Genomic DNA, 15,313 nt, shown 5'->3' with positions numbered 1-15,313 from the left:
TTCTGCAAGGATGGCCCGATGTTCAGGACCGGGAGAGTCGCCGTCACCGCCCTCTGCGCCCTCGGGCTGGCCGCCGGCTGCAGCTCCGACGACGGCGAGAAGCCGGACACGTCGAACATCTCCATCACCACCATGCGCGGTGCCCTGCTGCAGGCGGCCGACGTCGGGCCGACCTGGCGGGCACCCGAGGAGAGCGCCGACCCCGACCAGCTGGTCAGCATCTGCGGCGGCACCACCGCCGCGCCCGAGGTGCCGCCGGGCGGGCAGGTCGTCGCGTCGCCACTTGTCGACGAGGGGGACAAGGGCGCGCAGACGCTCGAGCAGATCGCCCTGGTCTATGCCGACAAGGCGAGCGCCGACGCGGCGATGACCGGGCTCAAGGCGATCGCCGACCAGTGCCAGGGCAACCTGTCGGTGGCCGCGGTCGAGAACGACGAGCGCAACGAGCCGGCCTACACCGAGACGGTGCAGCAGCAGCCGCTGAAGCAGGACAACTGGGCCGGGTTCACGGTGATCCGGCACAAGAAGTACGAGGCGTCGCACCCGGGCTCGGCCGACACCGCGGTGACCGTCATCCAGCGGACGAATGTGGTGCTCGTCGATGCGTACGCGATCTATCAGCTGAACAACGCCAGCACCGGATCGCAGTTCGACGCGGACTGGCAGAAACTCGTTGGCACGGTTGTGCAGCGAGTGGGATAGACAGCCGCGTCGCTCTCGTCTAATGTTCGGCATGCGCCGTTGCGAGTTCTTCCCCCGTGGAATTCGCAGCGGCGCGCTAGCTTGAAGCGCCCCCTGTCCGCAAAAAGCGCGGACCGGGGGCGCTTCGCATATCTACTCAGGGGGCCGAGCCCCCTGAAACCCCACGGTGCGGTGGTTGCGCTTCGCGCGTTGGCTGCGCCTCGGCTGCTGGTTGCTAGAAGATGACTGGCAGGGACGTGAAGCCGCGGATCGTCAGGCTGTTTCTGCGGTCGGGGGCGCCGTCACGGCGTACACCTGGGAAGCGGGACAGGAGCGCGGGGAAGGCCACCTGGGCCTCCAGGCGCGCCAGGGGCGCGCCTAGGCAGTAGTGAATTCCGCCGCCGAAGGACAGTGGGGCGTTGTCTGATCTGGACAGATCCAGCTGGTCCGGGTGGTTGAAGCGCTCCGGGTCGCGGTTGCCGGCGCCCAGGTAGGCGACCACCCGGTCGCCCGGCTCGATCGAGACTCCGCCGATGGTGGTCTCCTCCCAGGCCACCCGGGCTACCAGCTGGACCGGCGAGTCGAAGCGCAGCAACTCCTCGGTTGCGGTGGCCGGGTCGGCGAGCAGCGCGGGGATCTGGTCGGGGCGGTCCAGCAGGGCCACCAGGCCGTTCGCGAGGAGGTTGGTGGTGGTTTCGAAACCGGCCGCGAACAGCAGCAGGGCCATCGTGAGCAGCTCGTCCTCGGTGAGGTCGGTGTCCACCAGCGCGCTGAGCAGGTCGTCCTTCGGGTCTTTTCGTCGCTTGGCGGCCAGTTCGGCCAGGTAGGCGCGCATGGTCACGGCGGCCGGGTCGGCCTTGGCGATCACCTCCGGAGTAATCACGTCGAGCAGCCCCGACCAGTCTCTTACCAGGGTCTGGAACTGGGCTCGGTCCGGCTCGGGGACGCCGAGCAGTTCGCCGATCACGTTGACCGGCAGCGGGAACGCGAACGCCGCGATGAAGTCGGCCGGGCCGCTCAGCTCAGCCAGCAGGTCGTCGACCATCCGCTCGATCGCCGGCCGCAGCGCCTGCACCCGGCGGGCGGTGAAAGCTGAGCTGACGAGCCGCCGCAGCCGGGTGTGATCGGGCGGGTTGAGCGCCAGCATGCTGGTGAAGAGTTGATGCAGGGCCGGATGGTCATCCCAGTCGGGCAGGCCGGCGAAGGCCAGCATGTGGGCCGGCATGTGCCCCAGTTTCGGGTCGCGGGTGACCGCCGCGCAGTCCGCGTGCCGGGTCACCACCAGGGCGTTGTCGTCGGCCCGCACCACCGGGGAGATCTCGCGAAGGCGCTGGTAGCGCGGGTACGGATTGTCGCGGCCAGTTAACGTTGTCAATTCGTCGAGCAGTGCCGAAACCTCGGGTCCCTCCACAATGTCCACCACCCGGCCGACGCTACCCGGTCAGGGGGTTGAGCGGCGGGAACGTGTGGCCTAGGCTCAGCTCGGTCTCATCAACCACAGTTTATGACGCCCTACATCGGGGGATGTGCACGAACGCGGGGTCGCGCGTTCTTGCTCATGGGCGTCAGAATGAAGCACCTTCACACGGGGAGGAGGGCGTGGTGGGCGCCTTCTCCATCACCGGCAAGCTCGACGGGTTGTTCCGCCGGGTCCGCGCCGCGGGCCAGGCGGAACCGAGCTACATGGCGGTCGCCGAGGCGATTCGCCGGGATCAGGGCGTGCAGATCTCGCACACCTACATCTGGCAGCTGCGCACCGGCCGCCGCGACAACCCGACCGTCGCGCACCTGACCGCGCTGGCCACCTACTTCGGCGTGCCGGTCGCCTATTTCCTCGACGACGAGCAGACCCGCCGGGTCGACGCTCAACTTGAGCTGCTGCAGACCATCCGCGACGCCGGGGTCACCGAGATCGCGCTGCGCGCGGCCGACGTGTCGCCACGCGGCCGGGAGACCATCACCGAGCTGATCCGGAAGGTGTGGGAGTCCGAGCAGCGCCCGTAAAGGCCCGGCTCACCCGGCTCAGCCACGCGACCTCGTCGCTCATCTCGGGACCGACCTCGGCAAACGTACCGCCCTGCTTGGCTTTTGTCCCTTTTGTGTGGCGCCGGAGTGCCTCGGCTATCGCGGCGGCCTCCGCCCGGGCCGGGTCGCCCTCCGCTGTCGGGCCGGCCGCCAGGTAAGGGCGCAGCGCCAGCATCCCGTCCCGGATCTCGATCACCCGCCGGTACAGGCGCAGGTGCACGTCGTCGACGCCGGCCAGCTCGAACACCGCCCGGCGCGGGGTGAACAGGATGACCTCCGGGAACGCGTCCCGCATGGCCTTCCACAGTGGCCGCAGGACCAGCAGCGACCAGTACGCGCCGAGGATCGCCCGGGACCGGCGGGCGGCCGGCACGCACGCGCCCGCCACCGCGATCAGCGTGCCACCACCCTGCAGGTAGAGCGCCCACTTCTCGAACCGGTCGAAGTCGGTGCGCGGCGCTCCCAGGATCAGCCCGGTCTTGATCGCCGCGTAGAGCGCGACCATCGCGGTGCCGGCCGAGATCGCCCGCAGCCCGAGGCGGGGGAGTCCGGGCGGTGCCTCCTTGGCCACCGACCAGAACAGCACGGTGGTCGTGACCAGCACCGTTCCCAGGAACCCTTCAAGGACGACCCAGTAGGCAATGGTTCTTGCGGACAGGTCGCCGTCAAGCTCGATATCGCCGGCCAGCGCGACCAGGATCGCCAGCACCGCGACCGTCAGCGCGAGGTGCCATTTCCGCAGACCACGACCCGAGAGCAAAGACAGGAAGCAGAGCAGGAAGTACGCCGTGAGCACGCCCAGAAGGTTGGGCACCAGCAGTGGCGTGGCCGGCCACAGCAGCACGATCGTCTTGATCAACGTGAGCGTGAAGACCGTCGCCCAGAACGCCCGCTGCCGGGCATCGCGCCACAGCGTCGGCAGCCGGGCCACCACCACGCCCCAGAGCAGGACGAGCAGCGTGACCGACAGGATCATCGTGGTTCGACGAAGCCGAACGCGTCGGCGACCCGGCCGAGGGTGGTGCGCGGCGCCGGGGCGGAGCGGCCCCGGATCAGCGAGGCCATCATCTCGGCCTCCCGTTCCTGGGCGGTGGTGTAGCTGACCCGGCCCAGCACCCGGCGGACGGTGGCCGGGTCGAGGTCGGGGAAGAGCCGGGCCAGGGTGCCGTCGGCGCCGGCGTGCCCGCTCAGGATGTGCGCGAGCTCGTGCAGCACGATGTGCTCGGCGTGCAGCGGCGACGTGCCCGGGTCGTAGAAGACGTGGTCGGCCGAGTCGGTGGCGATCCACATGCCGCACGGCGCCTCGGCGCTCAGCCCCGGGATCGGGCGGCGGATCAGCGGGCGCCCGCGGCGGGCGGCCACCTCGCCGCAGAATGCATCGAGGTCGAAGGGCGCAGGGACTCGGATGCCGCGCAGGCGCTGCTCGCTCCGATGCCGAAGTCCCATCATCGCCGTCAGGCTACTCGCCCGCCGGTTTGCGCGGAACTGCGCGGAGAGAGCGCTTCCCGAACACGAGACGGCGTAGGCCTGTGGAAAACCCCACCTACCGGTTAACTATTCGGTCCAGGTCTGCATAGCCTTACGAATCGCGGGGCAGAAACCAGTTCGGCCGCGGATTCAAAACCGGAGGTGGCTGGCATGAGCAAATTCGTCTACGACTTCGCCGAGGGCAACAGGGACATGAAGGACCTGCTCGGTGGCAAGGGTGCGAATCTCGCCGAGATGACCAACCTCGGGCTGCCCGTGCCCGGCGGCTTCACCATCACCACCGACGCGTGCCAGCGCTACCTCGCCGAGGGCCACCACGCCGACGGACTGGCCGCCGAGATCGACGGCCACCTGGCCGCGCTCGAGACCACCATGGGCCGCACCCTCGGCGACCCGGCCGATCCGCTGCTCGTCTCGGTCCGCTCCGGGGCCAAGTTCTCCATGCCCGGCATGATGGAGACCGTCCTCAACGTCGGGCTCAACGACGAATCGGTGGACGGGCTGTCCCGGCAGGCCGGCGGCAACGACCGCTTCGCCTGGGACTCCTACCGCCGGCTCATTCAGATGTTCGGCAAGACCGTCTGCGACGTACCCGGCGAGGAATTCGAGGAAGCGCTGCACAAGGCGAAGGTCGACAAGGGCGTCAAGGACGACGTCCAGCTCGACGCCGACGACCTGCGGGCGCTGGTCACCGCGTACAAGAAGGTCTTCGCCAAGCACACCGGCCACGACTTCCCGCAGGAGCCGCGCGAACAGCTCGACCTGGCCATCGAGGCGGTCTTCCGGTCCTGGAACGCCGACCGGGCCGTCCTCTACCGCCGCCAGGAGCGCATCCCCGCCGACCTGGGCACCGCCGTCAACGTGGTCGCCATGGTCTTCGGCAACCTCGGCCCCGACTCCGGCACCGGCGTCGCCTTCACCCGCGACCCGGCCACCGGCGAGCGCGGCGTCTACGGCGACTACCTGCAGAACGCGCAGGGCGAGGACGTGGTGGCCGGCATCCGGAACACCCTCGCCCTGGCCGACCTCGAGAAGATCGACAAGAAGTCGTACGACGAGCTGCTCGGCATCATGTCGACCCTCGAGGCGCACTACCACGACCTGTGCGACATCGAGTTCACCATCGAGCGCGGCAAGCTGTGGATGCTGCAGACCCGGGTCGGCAAGCGCACCGCCGCGGCCGCCTTCACCATCGCCGCCCAGCTGATCGACGAGGGCATGATCGACCTCGACGAGGCGCTCACCCGGGTCAGCGGCGCACAGCTCGCCCAGCTGATGTTCCCGCGCTTCGACCTGGCCGGCGACCCGGCGTCGCTGACCCGCGGCGTCGGCGCCTCACCCGGTGCCGCCTTCGGCGAGGTGGTCTTCTCGGCGGCCGACGCGGTGGCGGCGGCGGCCGAGGGGCGGCAGGTCATCCTGGTGCGCCGGGAGACCAACCCCGACGACCTGTCCGGCATGATCGCGGCGCAGGGCATCCTCACCTCCCGCGGCGGCAAGACCTCGCACGCGGCCGTCGTCGCCCGCGGCATGGGCAAGACCTGCGTGTGCGGTGCCGATGAGATCGAAATCGGACGCGATCAGTTCAGCGTCGGTGGCCAGGTGGTTCGCGAGGGCGACGTGATCTCGATCGACGGGACCACCGGCCGGGTCTACCTCGGCTCGGTTCCGGTGCGGCCGTCCGAGGTGGTGCAGTACTTCGAGGGCGATCTCGACCCCGCGCTGGCCAATGAGCCGCTGGTGGCCGCCGTACACCTGCTGATGACGCATGCCGATGGGGCCGCCGCGCTGAAGGTGCGCACCAACGCCGACACCGGCCCCGACGCCGCGCGTGCGCGGCGTTTCGGGGCGCAGGGAATCGGTCTCTGCCGCACCGAGCACATGTTCCTCGGCGACCGGCGCGAGCTTGTCGAACGGCTGATCCTGGCGCGCACCGACACCGAGCGCAACGACGCTCTGGGCGCGCTGCAACCGCTGCAGCGGGCCGACTTCCTGGACATCTTCCGGGAGATGAACGGGCTGCCGGTCACCGTCCGGCTGATCGACCCGCCGCTGCACGAGTTCCTGCCCTCGCTGGAGGAACTGGCCGTGCAGGTGGCGGTGGCCAAGGCCCGCGGCGAGGAGTCCGAACGCGACGAGCGGATGCTGGCCGCCGTCCGCCGGATGCACGAGTCCAACCCGATGCTGGGCCTGCGCGGTGTACGCCTCGGTCTGGTCATTCCCGGTCTTTTTGCCATGCAGGTGCGGGCCATCGCCGAGGCCGCCGTCGCGCTGGCCGCCGAGGGCGGCCGCCCTCGGCCGGAGATCATGGTCCCGCTGGTGGGTGCGGTCCAGGAGCTGGAGACGGTACGGGCGGAAGCCGAGAAGATCATCGCCGAGGTGGTCGGGGATTCCGGGGTCAAGGTGCTGATCGGCACGATGATCGAGGTACCGCGGGCGGCGCTGACCGCCGGCCAGATCGCCGAGGCCGCCGAGTTCTTCTCGTTCGGCACCAACGACCTGACCCAGATGGCGTGGGGCTTCTCCCGCGACGACGTGGAGGGCGCGTTCTTCTGGCGCTACCTGGAGCTGGGCATCTTCGGGATCAGCCCGTTCGAGTCGCTCGACCGCGACGGCGTGGGCCGGCTGGTGCGGATCGCTGCCGCCGAGGGCCGCGCGGCCCGTCCCGGCCTGAAGCTGGGCGTGTGTGGCGAGCACGGCGGCGACCCGGAGTCGGTGCACTTCTTCCACGAGGTCGGGCTCGATTACGTGTCGTGCTCGCCGTTCCGGGTGCCGGTGGCGCGGCTGGAGGCCGGCCGGGCCGCGATCACGTCCGCCGGCTCCGATCACCGCTGAGATTTGTTATGCACGCCCGGGGGAGCTTGTCGCTCTCCCGGGCGTTTTTGTCGGTGGGTGGGTCTAAGTTCGGCCGTGACAGGACAAGTCACAGCCAAGGGAGCCTGCGATGGCGTCTCAGCTCAACCCGTACCTGACCTTCGACGGCAACGCCCGCCAAGCCATGGAGTTCTACCAGTCCGTCCTCGGCGGCGAGCTGAAGGTCAGCACGTTCGGCGAGTTCGGCAACCCCGACCCCGCCGTGGCCGACCTCGTGATGCACGCCAACCTGCTGTCGCCCCAGGGCTATCACCTGATGGCCTCCGACACCGCCCCCGGCATGACCCTCAACCCCGGCAACAACATCACGGTCAGCCTCAGCGGCGACCCGGGCGAGGGCCTGGAAGCCATCTGGGACAAGTTGGCCGAGGGCGGCGAGGTGCACGTGCCGTTCGAGAAGCAGATGTGGGGCGACATTTTCGGCCAGGTCAAGGACAAGTTCGGCATCCAGTGGATGGTCGACGTCCTCGGTTCCTGACCCGCTCAGTCCGTGCTCGGCGCCGGCGTGTTCTGGTCGTGCACCAGCAGCCACCCGGCGTCGAGGCGGGCAAAGGTAAGCCCGAGCAGGTAACGCAGGCTGTAGGGCTTACCGTCCTGATCAAGGTCGTGGTAGTCAACGGCGAACAGCGCGACCCCGGTCTCGCCGGTGGCATTGCTGTGCAGCGGTGTGAGCCGCCAGCTCCAGTCCGGATCCTCGAACCAGTCCTTATGAAACTCGCCAACCGCCGCCCGCCCGGCGATGATCCGCCCGTTGAGCTGCACCAGCGAGACGTCCTCGTGCACGGTAGCGAGATAGCCGTCCAGGTCGCGCCCGGTCACCGCGGCCAGATGCCGCTCAACCGCCGCGCCGAATGTTTCTTGATTCCCCGTCATGATCGGGCAGCTTCGCACCTCTGCCCCCGTCCCGCACTGCAATTACCGGCGGTGCCGGGTCTTCCGGCCCTGCCGGCGCGGGCCGGTGCCGCCCTACCGTGAGGAATTGTGATCGAGCGCGCGAGCGATGCCGACCTCGCCTTCCTCGCCATCGACCGCGGCCCGGTCCCGGAGCAGCTGGCCGTCGCGCTGATCCTTGACCGGCCGCTGTCGGCGACCACCTGTGCCCGGCTGCTGGCCGAGCGGGTGACGGCGGTGCCCCGGCTGCGCCAGCGGCTGCTCCGCACCCCACCGGCCTGCGGCCCACCGATCTGGTCCAACGATGAGAATTTCGCCATCGAGCGCCACTTCCATGCGGTAGACGGCCCACCTGCGGGCGCGGTGCCGGCCGTGATCGACTCGCTGATGCCGTGGGTGGTGCGGCCGTTGCCGCGCGACCGGCCGCTGTGGCGGGCCGTGCTCACCGGCGGCGGGTGCGTTCTTCTGCTGGTCGTCCACCATGCCCTCAGCGACGGCCTCGGCGGGCTTGCCGTGCTCGGCCGGCTCCTCGACCCGGCCGAACCGGTGCCGTCCTCGCCCTCCTCCCTGCTTCTGCCGGCTCTGTCCCTTCGCCGGCCGCCTTCTTCCCGGCCGGCGGCATGGCATCTTGCGGCCGGCGCCTGGCGAGATCGGGCCGCCGCGCTGCGGGCGCAACCGGCCCGGCTGCGGCGGCTGCGGATCGCTCTGGCCGCCGGTGGCGGTCTCAACCCCGGGCGCCTCCCGCCCAGCTCTCTGCTGCGACCCACCACTGCCCGCCGCCGGGCCGTCGTGGTCCGGGCCTCTCTCGCCGGCCTGCGGGAGGCCGCCCACCGGAACGACGCCGGAGTGAACGCCGCCCTGCTGGTAGCGGTGGCCGACGCCCTGCGCCACCTGGTCGAGGAGCGAGGCGAAACCCTCGACACCGTCGCCATAGCGGTGCCGGTCGGCATGCCTCACCCGGCCGGAACGCCCGGCTCGGCTAGCTCGTCGCACCTGGCTGGGGCGCTGGGATCGGCCAAGACACTGCGGCCGGCTGAGGTGTCTGCTGGGAACGCGAGTAGTCCGCTGGTGGTCGCTGTTCCGGCCGGCGGTGCGCGCGCCGGGCGGCTCGCGCTTGTTGCGGCTGAGGTTCGAGGGCGCCGGGCTGAGGCCGCCGGGCCTTCGCCGGTCACCGTCCTGGGCGGATGGTTTCGGCTGTTTGCGCGGATGGGGGGATATCGCTGGTACATGAGGCGGCAGCGGCGGCTGCACACCCTGGTCAGCCACCTCCGGGGGCCGGATCGCGCGGTGTGTCTCGGCGGGGTGCGGGTGCGCGCGATGATTCCGGTTGTCGTGGGTGGGGGCGGCAACCTGACCGTGAGTTTCGTGGCGTTGTCCTACCTCGACGAACTGGTGGTCACCGTGGTCGCCGACCCGGATCGCTGCCCGGACCTTGACCGGCTCGGTGAGCTGCTGTCGGGCGAGTTCAGCTCCATTGCGAGCACCCCTCATGGTGAAGGGTGAGGCGCGGGCGACCGACGCCCGCGCACGGAGGTGAGATCCGTGGAAGTGCGACGATTACGCAGACTCGTGACCGTGCCGGCCCTGGTGGTTGCCGTTGCCGTCACCGCGGCGGCGCCGGCCGTCGCCTCGGACACCACGCCCGTTCAGGCACAGGTGTTCACCCGTGGCTACGACACCACCAACGTGGCCAGCCTGACCTTCGACCTGGACTGGCGCACCGGCACCGCCGCCGAGCAGGCGGTCAGCAGGGCCAACTTCGAGACCGTGCTGCAGGTGCTCGCGGCCAACGGCATCACCGGTGGGTTCGGGATGACCGGACGGTTCGCCGAGCAGAACCCGGCCGACGCGCGACGGGTGGTCGCGGCCGGCCACAAGATCATCAACCACAGTTACAGCCACCCGGACTTCATGACCCTGACCCAGGCGCAGCGCTGGGATCAGCTGGATCGGTCCGAGGCGGCCTTCCGGGCCGCGGGCGTCAGCTCGGCCGGCTGGTTCCGGGCGCCGTACCGGTCCGGTTACCTGGACGCGGGGCTCAACCGGGACCTGGCCGCCCGGGGCTTCTACGTCAACCTGGACTGGACCTTCGACACGACCGGTTACCAGGCGGCGGATTGGCCGACGGTGAGCGACCGGATCGATCGCTTCACGGTTCCGGGCACGATCATCGTGATGCACGTGTCGACGCCGTCCAGCGATCCGGGCCACCTTCAGCAGATCATCGACAAGCTGAAGGGCATGGGGTACGGCTTCGTCAGCCCCTGGCAGGCGGTCACCCGCGGCCTGATCCGGGGCAAATACCTGGCCGCCGGCGGGGCGTCGTCGGTGTTCGGCGCGGCCACCACCGGTGAGCTCGACGCGACCACCGCCGCCACCGCGGTGCAGTGGTTCCAGGGTGGCCGGATCTACTACTCGCCGGCCGGCGGCACCCGGTTCGTCCGGGGCGCGATCCTGACCAAGTACCGGGCGCTGGGCACTGTCACCTCGGTGCTGGCCTTCCCGACGTCCGACGAGACGGCGGGAGCCGGTGGCGGCTGGTTCAACCACTTCCAGGGCGGCTCGATCTACTGGGTGGCGGCGACCGGCGCGCACTCGGTGCAGGGCGGTATCCGTACCAAATGGTGGTCCTTGAACGGCGAAGCCGGCTTCTTGGGTTATCCGCGCTCCGACGAGACCAAACTGACCGGCGGTTACGGCTCGCAGTTCCAGGGCGGCAACATCTACTGGACGAGCGGCACCGGCGCGCACGAGGTGCACGGCGGGATCCTGACCAAATATCTCTCGCTTGGGGCGATGAGCAGCGCGCTCGGCGCGCCCACAAGCGATGAGTACGTCGTGGCGGGCGGCTACCGCAACGACTTCCTGCACGGCGCGATCGTCTGGTCCTCGGCGACCGGAACAGCGACGGTGATCCAGAACTAGGGACCTCCGGTCCGTCCTGATGGGACCTCACGCACTGCCGCCCGGGACCGCTTCGGAGAAGCCTGAAGGGAGACGCAAAGGAGCGGACCATGAGAGTCAATCCGGTCATCGTCGGCGCTGACGGCACCGACTGCAGCAAGGCGGCGGTGCGGTGGGCCGCCCGCGAGGCGCAGCGGCTCGGCGTGCCGCTGCGGGTCACCCACGCTTTCGACTGGGAATGGCGCGAGGCCCGGTACGACATGAACCACGACTACCTCGACCAGGCCCGCCGGATGGCCGAGGGGATCACCTCCAACGCCGTCTACGAGGCCCGGGTGGTGGCCCCGGAGCTCACCATCGAGGGTGATCCGGTGGTCGGCAACCCGGCGCCGCGGCTGCTCACCGACAGCGAGACCGCCCAGCTTCTGGTGCTGGGCAGTCGCGGGCGCGGCGGCTTCGGCAGCCTGCTGCTCGGCTCGGTGAGCCAGCGGGTGGCCACCCACGCCAAGTGCTCGGTGGTGGTCATCCGCGGGCGCGGCGACGTGACCGAGGGGCCGGTTGTCGTCGGGGTCGACGACTCGCCGGTCGCGGACACCGTCCTGGGGACGGCGTTCGAGGCCGCCGCGGGCCGCCGCAGCACGCTCTGGGTCGTGCACTCCTACCAGCCGGCCGTGCCGCTGTGGGTCAGTGGCATGGCGGGGATCGAGGTGCCGGCGCCCGACTCCGACGACGAGGAACAGACCCGGCTCGCCGCGCAGCTCGCGCCGTGGCGCGACAAATACCCGGACGTGCCGGTCAAGACCGTGTTCACCCACGACAACGTGGCGTCGGTGCTGGTCGCGGCGTCGGCCAAGGCGCAGCTGGTGGTCGTCGGCAGCCGCGGGCACGGTGTGATCACCGGGACCCTGCTCGGCTCGACCGGCCTGCAGCTGCTGCACCACGCCGCCTGCCCGGTCTACATCGTCCGCCCACCGGTCGGCTGACATGCACCCGGCGGGGAGGGGCGTCGTGCGGCGGCTGACCGTCGACGAGGTGTGGCGGGCCCTCTCGCACACCTCGTTCGCGGTCCTCAGCCACGGCACCCCCGACGGTGAGCCCCGGTCCAGCGGGGTCGTCTACGTGATGTCCGGCGGCCGGATGTATGTGGCGGTCGCCAAGGACAGCTGGAAGGCCAGGCATATCGCGGCCCGCGGATCGGTGGCGGTCACCGTGCCGATCCGGCGGGGCGGGGTGATGTCGCTGCTGGTGCCGATCCCGCCGGCCACGGTCAGTTTCGCCGCGACCGCGGTGGTGCACCCGGGGACGATCCTGGCCGGCCTGCCGGGGCTCGGCCGGTTGCTGCCGCCCGAGCGCCGGGCCGACTGCTCGGTCGTGGAGATCACCCCGGCGGGGCACTTCGTGACCTACGGCGTGGGCGTTCCGCTGCTGCGTATGCGGGACCAGGAGGCCTCGCGGGCGCGTCTTCCCATACCCGGAAAGGCCGGCCAACCGTGAGAACGGCGACCTGGACGGCCGTCGGAGGGGCCGCCCTGGCGGCCGCGGTGCAGGCCCGGAGGCGCGGCCTGACCTATGGCGCTACCGCCGCGGAGGCCAGCCGGGAGTTGCCCGGCGACGAGCTGCTGCCGCACGCCGCCCTGATCACCACGCGTGCCGTGACGATCACGGCGGCGCCGTCCTCGGTCTGGCCGTGGCTGGTGCAGATGGGCGGCGGGCGGGGCGGTTCGTACTCGTACGACTGGATTGTCGGCACCCGCAGTGCCGACGCCATCCTGCCGGAGTTTCAGCAGCTCGCCGTCGGTGACGTCCTGCCCGTAGGGCAGGCGGTGGCGGGCATGCGGGTCGAGCGCTGCGAGGCGGAACAGACCCTCGTGCTGCGCTCCGTCGCCGGCGACTGGGTCTGGAGCCTGCATCTGTCCAGCCTGTGGCTGGGCACCCGGCTGATCAGCCGGAACCGCGTCGCGGCCCCGCCCGGCGGCTGGCTGTGGCGCACCGCGAACCGCGCCGTCCTGGAGCCGGGCAGCCTCGTCATGGAACGGCGGATGCTGCTCGGCGTCAAGGAACGAGCCGAATGGAACGCGCCTCGCATGACCATGTGACGGGTGAGGAGCAGCGATGAACAGGATGATCGTAGGACCGACCCGGAAGGTTCTCGCCGAGTGCGTCCGGGCGGCGACCGCCGCGCCCTCGCTGCACAACAGCCAGCCGTGGCGTTTCCGGATCGAAGAGCCAGCCACCGAGGTGTACGCCGATCCGGCGCGCCGCCTGCGGGTGATCGACCCGCTCGGCCGGGAGCAGCTGATCAGCGTCGGCGCCGCGGTGTTCACCCTGCGGCTGGCGCTCCGGCAGGCCCGCTACCGCTCCGAGCTGGAGCTGTTCCCCGACGAGGGCGAGCCCGACCTGGCGGCCCGGGTGACCGCGGCCCAGCCGGCCAGTTCCAACCCGGCGGTCGAGGCGCTCTACGCGGCGATCCCGCACCGGCACACCAACCGGTGGCCGTTCGCCCAGTCTGCCGTCCCGGCCGACGCGCTCGAGCACCTCGCCGACGCCGCCCGCCGGGAGGGCGCGACGCTGACCGTGGCGGGGGCGACGGCCCGGGACGCGATCCTCGGGCTGGCCCAGGAGGCCGACCGCCGGTTGCACGAGCTCCCCGGTTACCGGGAGGAGCTGGCCCGCTGGACGGCCGGCACCCAGCGTGACGGTGTGCCGGCCCGGGCGGCCGGGCCGTGGGACGCCCTCGAGTCGATGCCGGTCCGCGACTTCGCCGAGCTGTCCGGGTTGCCCCGGCGCAGCGAGACGTTCGAGCCGTACCCGACGCTGCTGGTGCTGGCCACCCACGGCGACGAGCCGGCCGACTGGCTGCGGGCCGGGCAGGCGCTGCAGCGGGCCCTGCTCACCGCGACCTGGCTCAACCTGGCCACCACGCCGATCAGCCAGCCGGTCGAGGTGCCGGCCGTCCGGGAGGCCCTCGCGGCGCCGGACGCGGGCCGGTTCGCCCAGCTGGTGCTGCGGGTCGGCTACGGCCGCCAGGTGGCCGCCTCCTCACCGCGCCGCACCCTCGCCGACGTCCTCGACCCGGCCTGACCAGCGAAAGCACCGCCCGGCCGCGGGGGCCGGGCGGTGCGGGGGACGGCGCTCAGATAAGCCAGGGGTATTTGCGCACGATCGGCAGGGCGGCCCACCGGCGGCCCAGCCCCCAGGTGTGGCCCGCGAAGGTGAGCGCCAGGGTGATGGCGGAGAGGGCGTAGATCACGTGGTAATCGACGATCGGGTTGCTCGAACCCTTGGCGAGCGGCCATTCGGCGAGCCACATGAACGCCATCATGACCGTCGCGGCGACCGCGCCGGCCCGCAGGCCGATGCCCAGGATCAGGGCGACGCCGATGCCGAGCAGGCCCAGCATGAACAGCCAGTTCGCCCAGCCGGTGCCGGCGATGTCGTGGAAGAAGCCCTTGAGCGGCCCGGCCTCCACGCTGGACAGGAAGCCCTTGGTGGGGGAGCCGCCGTTGATCCAGGCCTTGGCGCTGGGAGTGGCGTAGCCGAAGCCGAAGGTCTTGTCGAGGAACGCCCACAGGAAGATGAATCCGGTGGCAACCCGGAGTACCGCGAGTGCCTTCGCGGCGGTAGTGGTGATCATGGCGCCGGGAGCCTCGGCCTTCTCGAGGTCGGTAACGTCCCGGCCGGCGGTGGTCATGGTGTCCTCCTCCATCGAAGTTCTTAGCTATCAGGCTCCTCTCAGGCGAGCGTGGGCACCCGGGTCCAAGCGCCCGTTCCGGCCGGGACCTTCGACCCTCCCCAGCGGACGGCCACAGCGAAATGGTGTAGTCATGCGCGCGAAGGACATCATGAGCAGCCCGGTGCACACCGTCACCCAGACCGACTCGGTCGAGGCCGCCGTCCAACTGATCACGGCGAGGTCGGTGACGGCCCTGCCGGTGCTGGACGCGGCCGGCCGGCTGGTCGGCATGGTCAGCGAGGGCGATCTGCTGCGGCACCGGGTGCCGGCCGACCCGACCGCGCACATCCGGCGGCTGCCCGACACCGACCCGGCCGACCGGCCGGCCATGGTCGTCGAGGTGATGTCGCCCAGCCCGGTCACCACCCGGCCGGACGCCGACGTCGCCGACGTGGCCGAGACGATGCTGGCCTGCGACGTGCGCAGCATGCCGGTGGTGGCCGGCGGCGCCGTGGTCGGCATCGTCAGCCGCCGCGACATCCTGCGGGCCATGGTGCGCGGCGACGACGTGCTGACCGCCGAAATTCAACAACGACTTGACGCGTACGGCGGGGGAAAGCGCTGGACCGCGACGGTCGAGAACGGCGTCGCGCATGTCGGCGGCACCTTCCAGGACGACACCGAGCAGGGCATAGTGCTGGTTCTGGCCCGCACCGTGCCCGGGGTGGCCGCCGTCAAGATCGGCTGATCGGCATTTGATCCCGGGACGCCGCTGGTCCG

Annotated in this window: 16 protein-coding genes; 11 read left to right on the top strand and 5 right to left on the bottom strand. The window is 70.8% G+C overall.

Annotation, left to right across the window (positions count from 1 at the left end):
- Positions 1–18 precede the first annotated feature (18 nt).
- On the top strand, positions 19–702 hold the full coding sequence (locus Ate02nite_RS26470; RefSeq protein WP_203810151.1) for a hypothetical protein: 684 nt from the start codon (positions 19–21) through the stop codon (positions 700–702).
- Positions 703–916: 214 nt separating this feature from the next.
- On the opposite strand, the gene Ate02nite_RS26465 is transcribed toward Ate02nite_RS26470, so the two are convergent.
- Positions 917–2,104, bottom strand: a complete 1,188-nt coding sequence (locus Ate02nite_RS26465) for a cytochrome P450 (protein WP_203810149.1) — start codon at positions 2,102–2,104, stop codon at positions 917–919.
- A gap of 179 nt (positions 2,105–2,283) precedes the next feature.
- Between Ate02nite_RS26465 and Ate02nite_RS26460 the strand changes: the two genes are divergently transcribed.
- Complete coding sequence (locus tag Ate02nite_RS26460) at positions 2,284–2,685, top strand: helix-turn-helix domain-containing protein (RefSeq protein ID WP_203810147.1); 402 nt, start codon at positions 2,284–2,286, stop codon at positions 2,683–2,685.
- Here Ate02nite_RS26460 and Ate02nite_RS26455 read toward each other — a convergent pair.
- Together Ate02nite_RS26455 and Ate02nite_RS26450 are read right to left on the bottom strand one after the other, a co-directional pair.
- The gene (locus Ate02nite_RS26455) at positions 2,639–3,682 is read right to left on the bottom strand and encodes an MAB_1171c family putative transporter (RefSeq protein WP_203810145.1); all 1,044 of its coding nucleotides are present in this window, start codon (positions 3,680–3,682) and stop codon (positions 2,639–2,641) included. The genes Ate02nite_RS26460 and Ate02nite_RS26455 overlap by 47 nt on opposite strands.
- Positions 3,679–4,155, bottom strand: a complete 477-nt coding sequence (locus Ate02nite_RS26450) for a hypothetical protein (protein WP_239147706.1) — start codon at positions 4,153–4,155, stop codon at positions 3,679–3,681. Before Ate02nite_RS26450 ends, Ate02nite_RS26455 begins: the two co-directional genes overlap by 4 nt.
- Positions 4,156–4,344: 189 nt before the next feature.
- Here Ate02nite_RS26450 and ppdK point away from each other — a divergent pair, with 189 nt between their 5' ends.
- Positions 4,345–7,026, top strand: coding sequence for a pyruvate, phosphate dikinase (gene ppdK / locus Ate02nite_RS26445; protein WP_203810143.1), 2,682 nt, complete (start codon positions 4,345–4,347; stop codon positions 7,024–7,026).
- Positions 7,027–7,135: 109 nt separating this feature from the next.
- On the top strand, positions 7,136–7,543 hold the full coding sequence (locus tag Ate02nite_RS26440; protein ID WP_203810141.1) for a VOC family protein: 408 nt from the start codon (positions 7,136–7,138) through the stop codon (positions 7,541–7,543).
- 5 nt (positions 7,544–7,548) lie between these two features.
- On the opposite strand, the gene Ate02nite_RS26435 is transcribed toward Ate02nite_RS26440, so the two are convergent.
- Positions 7,549–7,938, bottom strand: coding sequence for a YybH family protein (locus Ate02nite_RS26435; protein ID WP_203810139.1), 390 nt, complete (start codon positions 7,936–7,938; stop codon positions 7,549–7,551).
- Between the two features lie 108 nt (positions 7,939–8,046).
- On the opposite strand from Ate02nite_RS26435, the gene Ate02nite_RS26430 reads away from it, so the two are divergent.
- From Ate02nite_RS26430 to Ate02nite_RS26405, 6 genes are all read left to right on the top strand, one after another.
- A complete protein-coding gene (locus Ate02nite_RS26430; RefSeq protein WP_203810137.1) occupies positions 8,047–9,459 on the top strand; it encodes a wax ester/triacylglycerol synthase domain-containing protein in 1,413 nt (470 codons plus the stop codon).
- 39 nt (positions 9,460–9,498) lie between these two features.
- The gene (locus Ate02nite_RS26425) at positions 9,499–10,881 is read left to right on the top strand and encodes a polysaccharide deacetylase family protein (protein WP_203810135.1); all 1,383 of its coding nucleotides are present in this window, start codon (positions 9,499–9,501) and stop codon (positions 10,879–10,881) included.
- An 89-nt stretch (positions 10,882–10,970) separates the two neighbouring features.
- Positions 10,971–11,843, top strand: a complete 873-nt coding sequence (locus tag Ate02nite_RS26420; protein ID WP_203810133.1) for a universal stress protein — start codon at positions 10,971–10,973, stop codon at positions 11,841–11,843.
- Positions 11,844–11,868: 25 nt separating this feature from the next.
- Positions 11,869–12,354, top strand: a complete 486-nt coding sequence (locus Ate02nite_RS26415; RefSeq protein ID WP_203810131.1) for a pyridoxamine 5'-phosphate oxidase family protein — start codon at positions 11,869–11,871, stop codon at positions 12,352–12,354.
- Complete coding sequence (locus Ate02nite_RS26410; RefSeq protein ID WP_203810129.1) at positions 12,351–12,956, top strand: SRPBCC family protein; 606 nt, start codon at positions 12,351–12,353, stop codon at positions 12,954–12,956. Before Ate02nite_RS26415 ends, Ate02nite_RS26410 begins: the two co-directional genes overlap by 4 nt.
- 16 nt (positions 12,957–12,972) lie before the next feature.
- Positions 12,973–13,941, top strand: coding sequence for an Acg family FMN-binding oxidoreductase (locus Ate02nite_RS26405; RefSeq protein ID WP_203810126.1), 969 nt, complete (start codon positions 12,973–12,975; stop codon positions 13,939–13,941).
- 52 nt (positions 13,942–13,993) lie between these two features.
- On the opposite strand, the gene Ate02nite_RS26400 is transcribed toward Ate02nite_RS26405, so the two are convergent.
- A complete protein-coding gene (locus Ate02nite_RS26400; RefSeq protein ID WP_203810124.1) occupies positions 13,994–14,551 on the bottom strand; it encodes a DoxX family membrane protein in 558 nt (185 codons plus the stop codon).
- 133 nt (positions 14,552–14,684) lie between these two features.
- Between Ate02nite_RS26400 and Ate02nite_RS26395 the strand changes: the two genes are divergently transcribed.
- The gene (locus Ate02nite_RS26395) at positions 14,685–15,281 is read left to right on the top strand and encodes a CBS domain-containing protein (protein ID WP_203810122.1); all 597 of its coding nucleotides are present in this window, start codon (positions 14,685–14,687) and stop codon (positions 15,279–15,281) included.
- Positions 15,282–15,313: the final 32 nt, after the last annotated feature.

This window comes from Paractinoplanes tereljensis, from assembly GCF_016862435.1.
GTDB lineage: Bacteria > Actinomycetota > Actinomycetes > Mycobacteriales > Micromonosporaceae > Actinoplanes > Actinoplanes tereljensis.
The sequence above is the reverse complement of the archived record's forward strand: the minus strand, read 5'-3'. Positions and strand labels throughout refer to the sequence as shown.

Excerpts from the sequence above, each read along its gene's own strand:
- Ate02nite_RS26470 (WP_203810151.1), top strand. The coding sequence starts at position 19 with ATGTTCAGGACCGGGAGAGTCGCCGTCACCGCCCTCTGCGCCCTCGGG.
- Ate02nite_RS26455 (WP_203810145.1), bottom strand. The coding sequence starts at position 3,682 with ATGATCCTGTCGGTCACGCTGCTCGTCCTGCTCTGGGGCGTGGTGGTG.
- Ate02nite_RS26450 (WP_239147706.1), bottom strand. The coding sequence starts at position 4,155 with ATGATGGGACTTCGGCATCGGAGCGAGCAGCGCCTGCGCGGCATCCGA.
- ppdK (WP_203810143.1), top strand. The coding sequence starts at position 4,345 with ATGAGCAAATTCGTCTACGACTTCGCCGAGGGCAACAGGGACATGAAG.
- Ate02nite_RS26440 (WP_203810141.1), top strand. The coding sequence starts at position 7,136 with ATGGCGTCTCAGCTCAACCCGTACCTGACCTTCGACGGCAACGCCCGC.
- Ate02nite_RS26435 (WP_203810139.1), bottom strand. The coding sequence starts at position 7,938 with ATGACGGGGAATCAAGAAACATTCGGCGCGGCGGTTGAGCGGCATCTG.
- Ate02nite_RS26420 (WP_203810133.1), top strand. The coding sequence starts at position 10,971 with ATGAGAGTCAATCCGGTCATCGTCGGCGCTGACGGCACCGACTGCAGC.
- Ate02nite_RS26405 (WP_203810126.1), top strand. The coding sequence starts at position 12,973 with ATGAACAGGATGATCGTAGGACCGACCCGGAAGGTTCTCGCCGAGTGC.
- Ate02nite_RS26400 (WP_203810124.1), bottom strand. The coding sequence starts at position 14,551 with ATGACCACCGCCGGCCGGGACGTTACCGACCTCGAGAAGGCCGAGGCT.
- Ate02nite_RS26395 (WP_203810122.1), top strand. The coding sequence starts at position 14,685 with ATGCGCGCGAAGGACATCATGAGCAGCCCGGTGCACACCGTCACCCAG.